Below are 15,287 nucleotides of genomic sequence, written 5' to 3'. Positions count from 1 at the left end.
TTTTTATTACATACCCCTCTAATTTAGGCATCCTACCTTCTGCCGCCTCATTCTATTTCACAAAAAATTTTCTTTATGTAAACCCTTATCTCCATCTGTTTTTATGGATTTTTGTTTCATCATACTTATTCTTAGGACTATGTGGAATAGCCGGATAACCGACAGGTATTACACATAAGGGAAGAATATTTTCCGGCAATCCGGTTTCTTTTTTTACCACAGCCATACGGTCATCATACGGGTAAGCTGCAGTCCAGACTGCCCCTAACTTCAAAGCTTCAGCTGCCAGCAATATATTCTCTGCCGCAGCAGAACAATCCAGATACCAATAAGAAGATTTAGCGGTATCCCCGCATACAACAATCGCCAGAGGGGCTTGCCTTAACATTTTAGCATAGGGCAAAGCTTCTGCCAGGGTATCCAACAGAGAACGTTCGGTGACAACTACAAATTCCCAAGGACGCACATCTTTCCCGCTGGGTGCAGCCATGCCAGCCTTGAGCAGTATTTGAACTTTTTCTTCTTCCACCGGCTTGGGCAGGTATTTACGTACACTCTTCCGCGACATAATATTTTCAATCGCATCCTGAGTTCGGATAAAATCTTCCTGAGGACGATTATTACAACAAGATGTAGCCATAATACTAATGAATGCTATAATTAAAACAGAATTTTTCATTTATTTATACTTTATACAGATCTGTCTCCTGTGAAGTTACATTCTCCCTTCATAATTCTGTCCCACCCTCTTTCCTTCCTCACAAAGAACTACTTTTTATCTCTTCTTTTGCCATTTTATAAAACGGCAACCTCTGTTCTAAATGTTTTACGACAAAATCACGGATTTCCTCATCTTTTAAAGCACTCACGATCGGACGTTTTTGCTTTCCCCGGATCAAGCGGACCGTAATGGTATCAATATCCGTATTTAAAAAAATAGTATGTCCGCAATTATTCATATATTCCATATTTCCATTAAAGCAAGGGGCCCCTCCTCCGGTAGATAATATAAAATCCTTATACAACTCACATACTTCATGTAAATAGCGGGTTTCCAATTTACGAAATCCCCCTTCTCCTACCCGGGCGAAAATTTCTGCAATACTACTCCTCTCCCGCTCCACAATGTAAGCATCCAGGTCAATAAAACGGATACCCTGCTCTTTTGCCATCTCACGTCCCTTCCGCGTTTTTCCGCATGCCATATATCCAACTAAAAAATACTTCATTCCCTGTTAAATAAAATTACAGAAACAATTCTATCCTATCCCTTTCATCTGCTTGTTTTATCCCCCTTAGTCAAATTCTAACTTCATCTGTTCTTCGTCGTCAGCTAGCTCTGAAGGATTGGTTACTTCGAATTCCACATCCGAATTAATTGCATTTTCTTCTTCTAATACCAAAGGATCAATTTCCCGGATTTTCTTTACTTCATAAGTAGTCAGGCGTTTTCCCCGGGCCTTATAGGATTTTTCAGCAATAAACCCGTCGGCCTGTATCACTTCTGCCGGACGGTTGACATATTTTCCGCCGAAGAGGATCTCAAAGCGGGGATGTCTTTCACAGCTCAGTGCCACTAAACAAGAACCCGCTGTCTCTCCGATAAAAGACAAAATCTTTGTCGTCTCTTCAAATCTGAACCGCTTTAAATAATAAAACTGCTGTTCAGCATCAAAAAAGACTGCCGACCATACTTTCCGTTCATCAAATTTTTCTATAATCAGATATTCTTCGTCATAATGATTCGTCAAATCAAAAGTAGAGGTATAATAGGTCCCGTTTTTATTCACGACCAGAATCCGTTCTTCCCCCTGGAATTCTCCCAGGTATTTTCCCCTTTCATCTGTATTTAAACGAAGTACATCTTCATCAAACCAGATTTTCCTTCCTCCCAGGGTAGATACTCCTTTCTGCACCACACTGATTTTGTGAATATCATTTTTGGACAATAAATTTCCCTGAGTATCCCGGCCTTTTATAGCAAGTTCTGCAAAGTCATATTCAAATACCAGCTTTTTAATGTTCGGCTTCGGTTTCAAACAAATTTTCACCACTTCCGCCTCCCCATTGGGATTTGCTGTAAAATAAAGTACCCTGGAACCCTGCGTACCTTTCGTTAAATTGTAAACCTTATCCCGGGTCACTCCGGTTACGTTAAAACGTTTGACATAAGAACTTCCGTAACGGCCGTCCCGGTAAACGACATTATATATGGTACGCTTGTCATTTTTCTTGAAAATATTCACATACAATACATCTTTCCCTACAAATATCTTGTCAGCTACTTTCGTCACATAATAACTTCCATCTTTTTTAAAGATAATCACTTCGTCCATATCGGAACATTCGCAAATAAACTCATCCTTCTTCAATGCCGTTCCGATAAAACCTTCTTCCCGGTTGATATAGAGTTTTTCATTTGCAATAACAACCTTGGCAGCTTCTATGTTTTCAAAATTCCGGATCTCAGTTTTCCGCTCCCTTCCTTTCCCGTATTTTGTCTTTATCCGTTTATAATAAGCAATCGAATAAGGGATAATATTTTCTATATTATGCTTTACCTGAGCAATTTCTTCTTCCAATCCTTTAATAAACCGATCTGCTTCTTCCGAATTAAACTTAAGGATCCGTTTCATTTTTATTTCCAGCAGGCGCTTAATATCGTCATCCGTAACTTTCCGCCAAAGTTGGGGTAAAAAAGGGGTTAATCTCTCGTGCACATGTGCCAGCACCTTCTGTAAGTTAGGACTTTCTTCAAATTTTTTATCTTTATAAATCCGCTCTTCAATAAAAATCTTTTCCAGAGAAGCGAAATGCCATTCTTCTGATAATTCGGACAAACGAATTTCCAATTCCAATTTCAATAAAGCCACCGTATCGTCTGCCGATTTCCTCAATATTTCAGAAATTGGCATAAAACAAGGCTTCTCATCCTCTATCACACAGGAATTGGGAGAAATCGACAATTCACAATCGGTAAAAGCATATAAAGCATCAATTGTCTTATCCGAAGACACCCCGGGAGCTAAATAAATTACGATCTCTACCTCCCGGGCTGTATTATCGTCTATTTTTTTAATTTTAATTTTTCCTTTGTCATTGGCCTTGATAATACTATCGATCAGCGTGGAAGTAGTACGTCCGAACGGGATTTCCGTAATTCTCAGCACCTTATTACTACTGTCTTTTTCTATTTTAGCCCGGATTTTCACATTCCCTCCCCTCAGGCCATCATTATACTTACTGATATCTATCATACCTCCGGTCGGGAAATCGGGGTATAGTATAAAACGCTCATTTTTCAAATGAGCAATGCAGGCCTCAACCAGTTCGTTGAAATTATGTGGCAGAATCTTTGAAGCCAGTCCGACAGCAATTCCCTCCACCCCTTGAGCCAACAACAGCGGAAATTTCACAGGAAGGGTCACCGGTTCCCGGTTTCTCCCGTCGTACGAAAGTTTCCAATTCGTAGTTTTCGGATTAAATACTACATCCAAGGCAAATTTGGACAAACGGGCTTCAATATAACGGGGAGCAGCAGCATCGTCCCCCGTCAAAATATTTCCCCAGTTCCCCTGACAATCAATCAATAAATCTTTTTGCCCGAGCTGTACTAACGCATCTCCGATAGAAGCATCCCCATGGGGATGATATTTCATTGTATTCCCGATAATATTGGCGACCTTGTTATACCGCCCGTCATCCATTTCCCGCATGGAATGCAAAATACGTCTCTGCACCGGTTTCAGTCCATCATTCACGTACGGTACAGCCCGTTCTAATATTACATAAGAAGCATAATCCAAAAACCATTTCTGATACATACCGGAAAGGTGTTGTATGGAACGGATTTTTCCGTTTTCTTCCGGTTCTCCGTTCATCCCTTCCTCTTGAGGATTATCCTCCTCTCCCTGCAAATCCTCAGTAGGTAATTTCTGTTCTTCCTTGTTCTCTTCTTCCCCTATCATATTCTCCTTATTCATATTCCTTTTTTCAATTTATCATCTACACTTCTCATTTATCCGGCTCCGCCCTCAATCAGAATTTTTATCTCAGTTCATCTTTCTCTATATAGAGGTTGTCGATGATAAAATCCTGTCGTTCAGGGGTATTTTTCCCCATATAATAACTCAAAACTTCCGGTATAGTATCTCCTTTTGTAATTCTTACCGGCTCCAAACGAATATCTTTTCCAATGAAATTCCGGAACTCATTAGGAGAGATCTCGCCTAAACCTTTAAAACGGGTTATCTCCGGCTTTGGCCCCAACTTTTTGATGGCTATTTCCCGCTCTGTATCGGTATAACAATAAGAGGTCTCCTTTTTATTCCGTACCCGGAACAATGGGGTCTGTAAAATGTAAACATGACCCGCCCTTACCAGATCGGGAAAAAATTGTAAGAAAAATGTCAGCAATAACAACCGGATATGCATTCCATCCACATCTGCATCGGTAGCAATAATCACATTATTATACCGCAGATCCTCCAGTCCGTTCTCAATATTTAAAGCAGCTTGCAACAGGTTGAATTCTTCGTTTTCATAAACTACTTTTTTTGTCAGTCCATAAGAATTCAGCGGTTTTCCCCTTAAACTAAACACAGCTTGTGTGTTTACATCTCTTTCCTTCGTAATGGAACCACTGGCCGAATCCCCTTCCGTAATAAAAATCGAAGATTCATTTTTCCGTTCATGGGAAGAATTGAAATGTACCCGGCAATCCCTCAGCTTCCGGTTGTGCAGGCTTACCTGCTTAGCCCGTTCCCTGGCAATTTTCTGCACTCCCGACATGGCTTTCCGCTCCTTTTCTGTTTCCACAATTTTCCGCAACAACAATTCTGCTGTATCCGGATTCCGGTGCAAATAATTATCCAGCTCCTTGGTTACAAAATCCATAATAAAATTCCGCACCGTCGGCCCTCCCGGAGCTATATCTTTCGACCCCAGCTTTGTCTTCGTCTGGGATTCAAATACAGGCTCCTGTACTTTTATACTAATGGCCCCAATGATAGACGTCCGGATATCCGAAATATCGAAATCCTTTTTATAGAAATCCCGGATTGTTTTTCCCAGAGCTTCCCGGAAGGCATTCAAATGTGTTCCCCCCTGGGTTGTATGTTGCCCGTTGACAAAAGAATAATACTCTTCCCCATACTGCCGTCCGTGGGTCATTGCCATTTCAATATCAGTACCCCTCAGATGGATAATGGGATAAAGCCCTTCTCCATTCATATTTTCTGTCAACAAGTCAAACAATCCCCGCTTGGAAAAAAACTTATGTCCATTGAATACGATCACTAATCCCGTATTTAAAAACACATAGTTTTTGACCATTGCTTCCAGGTATTCAGCAATATAATAATAATTCCCGAATATTTCCTTATCTGCTAAGAAAGTCACCCGTGTCCCATTAGGCTCCTGTGTCGGTTCAATTTTCCGGTCTTCCACAATTTTCGCCCGGTTATAACGGACATATTTTGTCTCTCCATCCCGGAAAGATTGAATTTCAAAACTTTCTGACAAAGCATTTACCGCCTTGATACCGACTCCGTTTAATCCCACCGATTTCTTAAATGCTTCCGAATCGTACTTTGCACCTGTATTCATCTTAGAAGAAGCATCCACTAATTTTCCTAAAGGAATCCCCCGCCCGAAATCCCGTACAGTTACTTTCCGGTCTTCCACCGAAATCACAATTTCCGAACCACAACCCATCGCAAACTCATCGATAGAATTGTCTACCACCTCTTTCACCAAAATATAAATACCGTCGTCGGGTGAAGAACCATCTCCCAATTTCCCGATATACATCCCGGGACGTAAACGGATGTGTTCCTGCCAATCTAACGTCTTAATTGAATCCTCCGAATAGTTTTCTACCATTTTAAACAGTTTTGTGCAAAAGTAATGATTTTACCTCAAAAAAAGAATTAGAGAACTGGCAGAATTATGCTCAGACTTTTAAAGAGACTTAAAAAATCATTAAAAATAAATACTATATTTGTATTATTATTGGAGATATTGTTCAGAGTAAGTTTTACACCCATGAAGTTTTTTTTAATTTATCTTTTTGGTTTATTGCTGACTTTTCCCATACGTCTGTTCAGCCAGTCTGAACTTCCGTTACTTTTACCTAAACCACAGCTCATTACTCTCAATGAAGAGCGTTTTCCGATTGGCAGAATTCAATTGAAAACACCGGTATTGCAACAAGAATGTGAAATGCTCCTGAAAGAAGCCGGAGGAATACCCGATATACAAGCCGCTCTTAAAATGGAAATTCGCCTTATCGGTCATTTGGAAAACATACAAAACAATCCGGAAGAAGCTTATCACCTTTCGGTTACTTCCCAAACGATATGTATAGAAGCTCAGACGGAAACAGGGGTTTTCCGCGCTCTTCAAACGTTACGGCAATTAAAATCCCCTGAGGGCAACTATTTTCATGGCTGTACGATTACCGACTGGCCGGCTTTTCGCATCAGAGGTTTTATGCACGATACCGGCAGAGGTTATATTTCATTTCCGGAATTGAAACGGGAAATTGCATTGCTTTCACGTTATAAAATCAACACTTTCCACTGGCACCTGACAGAAAACCAAGCCTGGCGGATAGAAAGCAAAATCTACCCCCAACTCAACGACAGTATCAATATGAGCCGGCTGCCCGGCAAATATTATACGCAAGAAGAAGCCCGGGAACTGGTCCATTTCTGTAAACAACACCATGTACTCCTGATACCTGAAATCGAAATGCCGGGACATAGTGAAGCTTTTACCCGTACTTTCGGTTGCGATATGCAAAGCCGGCAAGGAATGGTAATCCTCAAACAATTAGTGGATGAAATTTGTACCGTTTTCGACCTTCCTTATTTACACATCGGTACGGATGAAACCCGTTTCTCCAATCCGGATTTTGTTCCTGAAATGGTCAGTTATATCCGTGCAAAAGGGAAGAAAGTAATCTCCTGGAATCCGGGTTGGACCTATAAGAAAGGAGAAATAGATATGACCCAATTATGGAGTTACCGTGGAAAAGCCCAGGCTGGAATTCCGGCCATTGACTCCCGGTTTCATTATCTGAACCATTACGATATTTTTGGAGATTTAATTGCGCTATACAACAGCCGCATATACAACTGCGAGTCAGGAAGTGAAGAAATTGCAGGAGTAATAGCAGCCCTTTGGAACGACCGCCTGGTTGAGCCGGAAAAGAATATTATTCTGGAAAATAATTTTTATCCCTGTATGTTAGCTATAGCCGAACGGGCGTGGCTGGGAGGAGGAAGTGAATATTTCGATAAAAACGGAACGATTCTTCCCCCGGAAGACGATTCTGTATTTCTAGCTTTTGCCGATTTTGAAAAACGGCTCCTCTGGCAAAAAGAACACCATTTACAGCAATACCCTTTTCCTTACGTCCGTCAGACACAAGTAAAATGGAATATTACGGACCCGTTTCCCAATGAAGGAAATCTCGGGAAATCTTTCCCTCCGGAAAAAAAGTTATGCCGGAACTATACCTATCAAAAGCAAACTTATTCTGTACGGCAGGCCAGAGGGGCCGGTATTTACCTGCGGCATGTATGGGGAAATTTAGTACCCGGATTTTTCAAAGCTCCGCAAGAAAATCACACTGCCTATGCCTGGACCTGGGTCTACTCTCCCCGCAAGCAGGAAACCGGCTTATGGGTAGAATTTCAAAATTACGGCCGTTCTGAAGCGGATCTCCCTCCTCCTCCGGGGAAATGGGACTACCGGGAAAGCCGTATCTGGTTAAATGAAACCGAATTATTCCCGCCCAGCTGGTCGAATGCCCATACTTCTCCTTCTACGGAAATAGCCCTGGGTAACGAAAATGGCTCAGCCCGCCCCCCGCTTTTAGTACACTTAAAAAAAGGCTGGAATAAATTATTTTTAAAATTACCCATCGGAAAATTTTCGACTCCTGAAATACGGCTTCAAAAATGGATGTTCACCGTCCTCTTTGTAACCCCTGACGGACAGAAGGCCACTGAAGATTTGATTTATTCTCCCGATAAAATAAAACCTAAACCTATAAGAAAATGAAATACCTGTTTTCAACACTTCTGCTTAGCTTTATGCTATTTACGGCCGTTTTTGCCCAAGAACGGAAACATTCTACATTCTACGAACAAAGAGCCAGTCTTTTCGAAATCCTTCCGGCCAGCTCACAGGACATTCTTTTCCTGGGAAACAGTATTACAAACGGATGTGAATGGAGCGAACTGTTTCAGGACGTGCGGATCAAAAACAGAGGCATCAGCGGAGATATTACAAGGGGAGTCTATGACCGTCTGGACCCTATCGTAAAAGGACGGCCGGCTAAAATATTTTTGCTTATCGGAATTAACGACATAGCGCGGGGTATCCCTGCCGATACCATCGTTCAAAATATCAGTATGATTCTTCAGAAAATACGCCGGGAATCTCCCGGCACAAAACTTTATCTGCAAAGTATACTTCCTGTAAACGACTGTTATGGAAAATTCAAAGATCATACTTCCCGGGGAGAAATCGCCGCCCGTATTAATGAACAACTCCGTTCCATCGCTCAGAAAACCCAAATTACATATATTGATTTATGGACTCATTTTGCCGACCCGGTTTCCGGAAAAATGAACCCCGACTATACAAACGACGGTTTGCATCTTTTGGGAAAAGGGTATTTATTGTGGCGGGAAATTGTATTACCTTACATACAAGAAAAATGAAAATTTATATATGCCTCTGGACAGCCTTGCTCCTGCCGGTTTTCGCCTTTGCGAAAGAAAAAATAAAAATAGCCTGCGTAGGCAATAGCGTCACCTACGGCTATTTACTTCCCGAGCGGGAAAAGAATGCCTATCCGGCTCAGCTACAAAAGTTATTGGGGGAAAATTATGTAGTTAAAAATTTCGGGAAAAGTGGCGCGACCTTGCTCAAAAAAGGACACCGTCCTTATGTGAATCAACCGGAATATCAACAAGCTTTGGAATTCTCAGCAGACCGGGTAATTATACATCTGGGATTAAACGATACCGATCCCCGGAACTGGCCCAATTACCGGGACGATTTTATAAAAGATTATACGGAACTGATTGCCTCTTTCAAAACGACAAATCCCCACTGTAAAATCTGGATTTGCCGTTTATCCCCTATTGGCGACCGACATCCCCGTTTCCGCTCGGGCACCCGCGACTGGTATGCCGGAATACAAAAGGAAATTGAGAAAATAGCCGCTCATAACGAAGTAGGTCTGATTGATCTGGAGGAACCACTTTACCACCGGCCTGACCTTTTCCCGGATGCTTTGCATCCGGATCCGGAAGGAGCAAAGATACTGGCGCAAACTGTATATGCAGCAATTACAGGTGATTACGGCGGACTTCAAATGCCCATTCTCTATTCCGATAATATGGTATTACAACGGAACACCCCCCTGCATATATCCGGAAAAGCCGATAGGGGAGAAAAAGTCCGGGTTAAAATTGCAGGAAAGCAACAGCATACAATCTGCGGGCCGGACGGGAAATGGGAAGTGACTTTTCCCCCTTTTCAGACGGGAGGACCTTATACGCTTGAAATACATACCTCCAGACAGGAACTCATTTACCGGAATGTCCTGATGGGAGAAGTTTGGGTATGTTCGGGGCAGTCCAATATGGCCTTTCCTTTAAAATACTGCACCACAAGTCAGGAAGACCTCAAACAAACCCGGCATTCACAAATCCGGCTTTTCCATATGCAACCTTATGAAGAAACGAATGCTGTAGAATGGCGCCATTCTTTCCTGGATTCCCTGAACAGGCTGCAATATTTCCACTCTCCGGGATGGGTTGAGGCGGATACAACCACTGTGCGGGACTTCTCCGCCATTGCCTACCACTTTGGCAAAATGCTGAATGACAGTTTAAACATACCGGTCGGACTTATCCTAAACGCTGTAGGAGGTTCTCCCTGCGAGGCCTGGATAGACCGCCACACTTTAGAATACAATTTCCCGGATATACTATGCAATTGGAAAAATAACGATATGATCCAGGACTGGGTGCGTGAACGAGCCGGGCAAAACATCCGGAAAGCCACCCGCAAAGAACAGCGCCACCCTTATGAACCTTGTTACCTCTTCGAGTCCGGAATACTTCCTCTGGAACACTATACCATCAGCGGAATTATCTGGTACCAGGGGGAATCAAATGCCCATAATACTGAACTATCCGAACAACTCTTTCCTCTGTTGGTAAATAGCTGGCGGCAATATTGGCAATCTCCGCAACTCCCTTTCTATTACGTGCAATTATCGAGTCTCAGCAGACCCTCCTGGCCCTGGTTCCGGGACAGCCAGCGGCGCCTGCTCCGAAAAATTCCGGATACGGGCATGGCTGTTTCCTCCGACAGGGGAGATTCTCTGGATGTACACCCACGCCCCAAAAAAGAAATAGGAGAACGATTGGGACGCTGGGCTTTATGCAAAACCTATCACAGACTGATTACTCCTTCCGGTCCCCTGTTCCGGTCTGTCCGATTCCGGAAAGGACAGGCACTAGTGGAATTTGACTATGGCCATCATCTGAAAACTTCCGACGGACAAGCCCCGCGCTGTTTTGAAATAGCCGGTGCGGACGGATTATTTTACCCGGCAAAAGCGAGCATTGAAAACGACAAAATAATCGTTACCTCGCCGGAAGTACCCCATCCTTGTGCCGTAAGATACGCCTGGCAACCTTTTACCCGTGCCAATTTAGTCAATGGAGATGATCTTCCGGCTTCGACATTCCGCACAGATCTGTAATAAACAAAACAATAGAAAAAGAAAAATTCTTCCGGACCAACAGAAAGAAACGCCCTTATAAAACGGATAAATATTTTACAGCTTGACAATTATCCGGGAAGCCGGCTCCTTGCCAACCAACGCATAATGGAATAAATATCCTTCCGCTATAACCGATAATTTCACCGGGAAGTCTGATTTATCCCCATAAATAATTACTCTTGCCGTTTAAGAAACCGATTTTCCCCTTTAATTAGGGATTGGGAGAAACCACGATTCAAGCTATTTTTGTATGACCACAAAAGGTACAGCAACAATTGATTAATATGTTTTTACAGAAACCACAGGAATTAGCCGCCTGTGGTTTTCACTTTAGCAAACGCTTTTTTCCCTACCCCGTTTTTAAAAGAAAAATAATTTTTGAAAAATGCACCTGCCTCCACTTAAAGAAAAAATAGCTTCCTCAAACAGAAAGTAAAAATAAAACCACCTTTATTCCACTTCGTTTATATCGATCAGATTATTGAGAATGGCAAAAACAGTTAACCCTGCCACCGATTTAATTCCGGTCTTGCGGCTAATATTTTTCCGGTGAGAAATAACCGTATGAATCGAAATATGATGTTGTTCGGCAATCTCTTTATTTATCATTCCCTTAGCTACGCTGACCAATATTTCTTTTTCCCGATCTGACAGCTCATTTCCTTCCGGCAAATCCGGACGGGGGGTTACCGTTTCCATGACCTGCAACAATTTCCGCACAATCTTAGAGCGGTCGTCTTCAATATCGATAACCGCCCGGTAATGCCGCAATGTTTCCGGCTCTACATATTGATATACCAAAGCGACAAGAGGTACATTCCCCACAAACAAATCCTCCACACAATGTCTGTATTTAAAATCTACGATCAAGGGATTCAAAATAATTAAATCCGGTCGTAAATCATTGATATGCTCCGCAGAATGACAGCAATCAGCGAAAACAGCAATAATATCAAATTCCTTTTCCCCTTTGACCAATTCCTGTAAACCAGCTGTTATGAGGGCAGAAGGCTCAATGATGACGATCCGGTAACGTTTCCTGCTACTTACCATAATGCTGTTCTAATTTCTGAACCAAGGGGATTAAAACTTTATCTTCTATAAAAGTATGTTTTGTCAAATCTTCTTCCAGAGAAAAAATATTAAACAAAACGGCAGTCCGTTCTTTTTGAGAAGAATCAGCCGGCCAATATTTTATAAAAATATTTTTCAGGTCATGGAGCTTATCGTCAATATTACTGTGATTCTGTTCAAAGATCTCGATCTCATACCCTTTCACCTTATTACCCAATCCAATATTTTGAATATAGGGAAAAACCGTTTCTTCCTCATATTCAAAATGGTTGATCACTTCATTTTTATATTCCTCAAAAAACCGATTCAATATTTTCTGATGAGCCAGGTTACAATTCGCAGACATTATCTTTAACTGATCCTGTATCATGTGAATGCGTTCATCTAAGTAATAAGAATGAGACCGCTGCAGATAAGAAAGCAACTGAGTTATTTCTGTCTGATCAATTTCCTCTTTCCGGGGAGAATAATTTTCAAAGGCATATATATTACATATCATAATAAATAATTGCGGAGAAACCCCAACCCGGACACAGCATTCCTGTACGGTCTGATCTCCGAATCCCAAATTCAAACCGAAACGGGGCAATAGTAATAATAACTTATAATCCAGGTGAATTAAATCGGCTAACTTCATCTCAGCCGTAAAAAAGGAATTGTTTTGTGTCATTTCTTTTTTGTTACAAATATCGGAAATAATACAATTTCTGTCAAACTTACCCATACATTAAATGCTAAGAAATTGCGTAAAGTTAGCGGACGAAAACCGGTCCCGCAATCCCCAAAAATGGTGAATTTTGACAAATATTAAATTAAAAAAAGAAACAAAAAAAATGAGCCGGGTTAAAACTCAGCTCATTTTAAGCGTAATTTTCTGTTTTTTGAAAACAGCACTACAAAAAGATTTCCCTTTTAACTTTTATGTTTACGGGGTTTATCTTTGGGTGATTCCGGATAATTACTCCATTGGATATCTTTATTGGGAGTAGCTGAACTCACTTCTTCACTCCTTACCCGACTCAGTTCCTGATCATCTCTTTCTACCGATTCCAGCGTTCTGTCCGTTCCTTTCAGTTCGATATCCTGTAAGCCGTTGGTAGATTCTACGTGTTCTTTCGGATCATTTATATATTGCCAGGTCTCATTGAATTGGGTACTGCTACCTTCATTCCAAGGTCCCCTTGCGTCTTCCCCTGCGGAATTATTATAGTATAAATTACTATAACGCGGATCACTCTGCAAAACCCCGGGAGGGAAATTCGGTTTAATGGTATTCAAAGCAGCTTCAAATTGTTGGAAATGAGCAACTTCCCTGGTCATCAAAAAATTAAGGGTAGCAATCACGTCCGGATCATCTGTAAACTGAAGCAAATATTCATATACAATTTTAGCACGGGACTCTGCTGCAATATTGGAACGCAAGTCTACAGTCAGGTCTCCGTCGGCATTGACATAGGCTCCGGACCAGGGATTCCCGTTGCTGTCCGTAAGCAATGGACCGCCTCCGGAAAGGACGACAAACTGCGGATTAAAAACAGCTTCATGTATAAAATTTTCTTTAGAAACCTTCCCTTCCAGCATTTTCATCGTCTCTGTACGATCTGCAGCATTTTTCAATTCTCCATTCACTCCGGCCAGCAGCATCTGTATAGTAGCTCCGACAATCTCCAAATGCCCTAATTCTTCCGTTGCAATATCCATCAACATATCGTATTTATCAGGATAAGGGTCTCTACAACAAAATGCCTGTACAAAATACTGCATAGACGCTTTCAACTCTCCATTTCCCCCACCGAATTGCTCCAGTAGTAAACGTGCAAAACGCGGATCCGGCTTGGATACACGTGCATTAAATTGTAATTCTTTAGAATGATAAAACATAATATTTAGATTTAGGTTAATATTGATCCCGTTCGATCCCTCTTACGTATTGTTTACCGTTCCTGCTGTAACTCGCTAAACCGAATCACCGGAAACTTCAAAAACCGCCTTTTTTCAACTTTTTATTTCATTTCCAATTTACTCCCATAAATACGCAATATTAGCCCATTGTGTTCCAACAATTTATGAAACGCAAACTATTATTCCAGTGTTTTTATATCGTTTAATATTTAGAAACAATAGGGAGAGCCGTGCACTTCAGTCTTCTTTCTCCAGATACTCCTCTTTAAAAATCTGAACACACAAAGCAAATATGGCCAGTAATAATGGTCCGAAAATAACGCCCATAAAGCCAAATAAAGCCAATCCAATGATAACACCAAAAATCGTTATCAAAGGATGCGTATCCGCCATCCTTTTTTGCATAATAGAACGCACCAGATTGTCTACATTCGAAATCACAATCACTGCATAAATAGCCAGTCCAATAGCATTCCCCCAATCTCCGGTAACCCCCATATACAAAGCCAGAGGAACCCATACAATAGCCGTCCCGATCACCGGGATGATGGTCGCAAAACAGGAAATAACACCCCATAACAGAGGAGCCGGGGCCCCAAAAATCAAATATCCGATTGCTGCAGCAGCCCCCTGAATAATGGCCAACAAAGGAACACCGATTGCATTCGATTTGACGACCATGTGAAACTCCCGCAAAATATCTTTTTTATTCCGCCGGTTAAAAGGCAATAAATCATTTACATAATTTTCCATTTTCTTTCCACCGATAAGCATAAAATAAAGGACAAAAAGTAATACCAAAACATTGATGGCAAAACTGGTAATACTTTCCATCAACACCTGCCCTATCCGGGGTAAAAGAGCAAATATGGAATTTATATTGGCTTTACTCATTAAATTATAACCCGTTTTTTCCTGAATCACGTTCGATACCTTTGTGATCGGATCGATAATACTCAGCGGATTCAAATTAGCATCCTGGAATTTATTCACAAACATCCAGATTATCAATGACAAAGGAATTAAAAAACACAAAATCGTTTCAATCAGTATCAGCAGGGCAGCTATACTCCTCCGGATATGTCTCCGGTCGGTAAGGTAAATCATATGTTCCCGTAAAAGAATATAAACGGTCATAGCCCCCAATATGCCTCCTAAAAAAGGAGTTATTTTCAGGAAAATCAATACTCCTAAAAGCAATATTATAACAATAAGTGAGTATTTCCAATATTGTTCTTTCAAGCTCATAGGTTAAAATTTAATTTATAAAACGCTATGAAACATAAACGGCAAAACACGGGAAAAGATTACATTTTTACAATTTTTATATTGATTCTGCCTCTCTCCTGAGCTTCATTTATTGCCATAGAAAAAGCCATAGGGATATGGCTTCCTATGGCTTTTTACACGCATCAATAATCGAGAATCAATAAAACCAGTTGTTTAATCAGCAGCAAAGATAAAAGGGAAAAATTTTTCCGTCCATCCCCATTTT

At 41.3% G+C, this 15,287-nt stretch carries 11 protein-coding genes; 3 read left to right on the top strand and 8 right to left on the bottom strand.

Annotated elements, in window-relative coordinates; genetic code table 11:
* Positions 1-85: 85 nt before the first annotated feature.
* The 4 genes from Q0465_RS03245 to Q0465_RS03230 form a co-directional block, all read right to left on the bottom strand.
* A complete protein-coding gene (locus Q0465_RS03245; RefSeq protein WP_298612733.1) occupies positions 86-679 on the bottom strand; it encodes a nitroreductase family protein in 594 nt (197 codons plus the stop codon).
* Between the two features lie 79 nt (positions 680-758).
* Positions 759-1,229 carry a shikimate kinase gene (locus Q0465_RS03240; protein ID WP_298612730.1) on the bottom strand — a complete coding sequence of 157 codons (471 nt, stop codon included), beginning with the start codon at positions 1,227-1,229 and terminating at the stop codon, positions 759-761.
* Between the two features lie 66 nt (positions 1,230-1,295).
* Positions 1,296-3,983 carry a DNA gyrase/topoisomerase IV subunit A gene (locus Q0465_RS03235; RefSeq protein ID WP_298612728.1) on the bottom strand — a complete coding sequence of 896 codons (2,688 nt, stop codon included), beginning with the start codon at positions 3,981-3,983 and terminating at the stop codon, positions 1,296-1,298.
* 64 nt (positions 3,984-4,047) lie between these two features.
* Complete coding sequence (locus tag Q0465_RS03230; RefSeq protein ID WP_298612725.1) at positions 4,048-5,883, bottom strand: DNA topoisomerase IV subunit B; 1,836 nt, start codon at positions 5,881-5,883, stop codon at positions 4,048-4,050.
* Between the two features lie 162 nt (positions 5,884-6,045).
* Here Q0465_RS03230 and Q0465_RS03225 point away from each other — a divergent pair, with 162 nt between their 5' ends.
* From Q0465_RS03225 to Q0465_RS03215, 3 genes are read left to right on the top strand one after another with little or no spacing between them, the layout of a single operon-like run.
* Positions 6,046-8,070 (top strand): family 20 glycosylhydrolase, encoded by a 2,025-nt coding sequence (locus Q0465_RS03225; RefSeq protein ID WP_298612723.1) that lies wholly within the window; start codon positions 6,046-6,048, stop codon positions 8,068-8,070.
* Complete coding sequence (locus tag Q0465_RS03220; RefSeq protein ID WP_298612720.1) at positions 8,067-8,735, top strand: SGNH/GDSL hydrolase family protein; 669 nt, start codon at positions 8,067-8,069, stop codon at positions 8,733-8,735. The genes Q0465_RS03225 and Q0465_RS03220 overlap by 4 nt, the downstream gene beginning before the upstream one ends.
* Positions 8,732-10,795, top strand: coding sequence for a GDSL-type esterase/lipase family protein (locus tag Q0465_RS03215; protein ID WP_298612718.1), 2,064 nt, complete (start codon positions 8,732-8,734; stop codon positions 10,793-10,795). Before Q0465_RS03220 ends, Q0465_RS03215 begins: the two co-directional genes overlap by 4 nt.
* Before the next feature lie 471 nt (positions 10,796-11,266).
* On the opposite strand, the gene Q0465_RS03210 is transcribed toward Q0465_RS03215, so the two are convergent.
* The 4 genes from Q0465_RS03210 to Q0465_RS03195 all read right to left on the bottom strand — a co-directional run bounded on the left by Q0465_RS03210 (position 11,267) and on the right by Q0465_RS03195 (position 15,040).
* The gene (locus tag Q0465_RS03210) at positions 11,267-11,869 is read right to left on the bottom strand and encodes a LuxR C-terminal-related transcriptional regulator (protein ID WP_298612714.1); all 603 of its coding nucleotides are present in this window, start codon (positions 11,867-11,869) and stop codon (positions 11,267-11,269) included.
* The gene (locus Q0465_RS03205; RefSeq protein ID WP_298612712.1) at positions 11,859-12,560 is read right to left on the bottom strand and encodes a hemerythrin domain-containing protein; all 702 of its coding nucleotides are present in this window, start codon (positions 12,558-12,560) and stop codon (positions 11,859-11,861) included. Before Q0465_RS03205 ends, Q0465_RS03210 begins: the two co-directional genes overlap by 11 nt.
* 242 nt (positions 12,561-12,802) lie before the next feature.
* Positions 12,803-13,771, bottom strand: a complete 969-nt coding sequence (locus tag Q0465_RS03200) for a manganese catalase family protein (protein WP_298612710.1) — start codon at positions 13,769-13,771, stop codon at positions 12,803-12,805.
* A gap of 258 nt (positions 13,772-14,029) precedes the next feature.
* A complete protein-coding gene (locus Q0465_RS03195) occupies positions 14,030-15,040 on the bottom strand; it encodes an AI-2E family transporter (protein ID WP_298612708.1) in 1,011 nt (336 codons plus the stop codon).
* Positions 15,041-15,287: the final 247 nt, after the last annotated feature.

Origin of the sequence: uncultured Odoribacter sp., from assembly GCF_937966165.1 — a bacterium.
Lineage (GTDB): Bacteria > Bacteroidota > Bacteroidia > Bacteroidales > Marinifilaceae > Culturomica.
Note: the sequence above shows the minus strand (reverse complement) of the source record. Positions and strands in the feature narration are given on the sequence as shown.